The organism is Ruoffia tabacinasalis (genome assembly GCF_005864045.1).
Classification (GTDB): domain Bacteria; phylum Bacillota; class Bacilli; order Lactobacillales; family Aerococcaceae; genus Ruoffia; species Ruoffia tabacinasalis.
This window is the reverse complement of sequence record NZ_VBSP01000091.1, coordinates 1-1,927: the sequence shown is the minus strand read 5'-3', so window position 1 is coordinate 1,927 and position 1,927 is coordinate 1. Positions and strand designations below refer to the sequence as shown.

The following is a 1,927-nucleotide window of genomic DNA, read 5'->3' as shown; positions in this document are numbered from 1 at the left end:
TGACTACCGCCAGCGAAATGTACCAGCGTTGCCAAGTTTTGTACCACCCTTTGCCATGAAATGTACCAGTCATTGCCAACCTGTTTACCACTTATTAACTTCTGTATAATTAATGTGCATGCCTACGGCATTTAAGCCTAAAGCATGACATTTATTATATGGAGGTTTTTTTATGTTCCAATATAGGAAAGTATTGGAGATGAGGTCTGATGGTTTTTCTCTTCGAAGTATTCGTGCAGCTACTGGTCACTCAAGACAAAAAATAACGGAAGTCATTCGACTTGCGGAAAAAAAGGAGGTGACACTGCCGTTAACAGATGAGATGACAGATAAATGGCTAGAAGAGTTTTTGTATCCTGAAAAAACGATGGAAGGATCAGGTTACCGACCGATTGACTTTGAATACATTCACAAAGAGTTGGGAAAGAAGAATGTCACTTTAACACTGCTTCATCATGAATATGAAGTGCAGTGTCGAGCAGAAAACGCTATTCCCTATGCCTATCGCAGTTTCATTCGTCATTATAGAAAATATGCAGAAAAACATAAGGCAACGATGCGAATCAAACGAAAGCCAGGAGAAATTTTAGAAGTCGACTGGGCTGGATCTACCGGCACTTTAATTGACCGAGATACTGGTGAGAAGGTGAAAGTCTATGTATTCGTAGCGACATTTCCTAGTAGTCAATTGTCCTACGTTGAAGGTTTTTTATCAATGAACTTAACGTCTTGGATCACAGCCCATAGACATGCTTACGACTATTTTGGGGGTGTGAGTGAAGTTCTAGTCCCTGACAACTTAAAAACAGGGGTTCAGGAAAATACGCGAAAGCAATTAGTACTAAACCCTACTTATAAAGATATGGCGAATCATTACGGCACATTCGTGATGCCAGCTCGAGTAAAATATCCAAAGGATAAAGCTTCAGTAGAAGGGTCTGTACGCACAATCTCGACTTGGATTATCGCTGCCATGAGGCACACTCAATGCTTCACTTTAAAGGAATGGAATGACGTTGCCAAAGAAAAATTAGAAGAGTTCAATCATCGTGATTTTACGAAGCGTGAAGGTTCCAGATGGTCAGCATTTTTAGAAGAAGAGAAATCGTACCTTTCTCCTCTCCCACCAACACCTTATCAGATGTCTGAATGGTTAACCGCCAAAGTTCAACCAGACTATCATATCTCTGTTAAAAGTCAGTTTTATTCTGTTCCTTATGAATATATCAGTCAACAGGTAGATGTGAGAGTTACAGATCATCTTATTGAAGTATTCTACAATCATTTGAGAATCGCTTCTCATTCACGATTATATGGGAAATATGGCAGGCAGTCCACTAACCGAGATCATATGCCAGAGAACCATAAATTATATACGGATCAAACCCCACAAAATGCCATTGCATGGGCAAAAGATATTGGACGATCTACCTTACAAGTGGTCGAATTAATTCTAAAAAACGCTGCCGTTGAACGACAAGGTGTTCAGTCCATTTTCACTCTTAAGAAAGTGTTACGCAAACACACAAAGTATGAATTGGAAAAAGCCTGCCAGACGGTACTGGACGTCACAGAAAGACCGACGGTCTCTCTTGTTAAAACAGCCCTTAAAAATAACCAGAAGCAGATAAAAGAAGAACAAATGAAGAAAGCAGTAGATAAATTAACTCAGAACCATGGATTCACCCGTGGGGCTAGCTACTATGGAGGACGTTTAAATGATGAATGAAGATACGATAACAAAGTTGATTGAAATGAAAATGAGTGGCATGGCAGAGGCCTATAAGCAACAGGCACAAAACAAGCAATATAACGATTTGGGCTTCGAAGATCGCTTTAAGCTTTTAGTAGACAGCGAACATTCTCGTCGCAAAAGTAATAAGCTTCAACGCTTAATAAGGCAAGCTGCATTCGAAGTTCCTTCAGC

At 40.0% G+C, this 1,927-nt stretch carries 2 protein-coding genes; both read left to right on the top strand.

Annotated features, from left to right (window positions below; all coding sequences use genetic code 11):
* The first annotated feature begins 172 nt into the window (after nucleotides 1–172).
* The gene (gene istA / locus FEZ33_RS12075) at nucleotides 173–1,729 is read left to right on the top strand and encodes an IS21 family transposase (RefSeq protein ID WP_138405602.1); all 1,557 of its coding nucleotides are present in this window, start codon (nucleotides 173–175) and stop codon (nucleotides 1,727–1,729) included.
* A partial coding sequence (locus FEZ33_RS12070) for an ATP-binding protein (protein WP_171031402.1) occupies nucleotides 1,719–1,927 on the top strand: 209 nt, incomplete at its 3' end. The genes istA and FEZ33_RS12070, both read left to right, overlap by 11 nt.

What these genes read in the sequence shown, in the direction of transcription:
- istA (WP_138405602.1), top strand. Translation starts at nt 173, where the DNA reads ATGTTCCAATATAGGAAAGTATTGGAGATGAGGTCTGATGGTTTTTCT.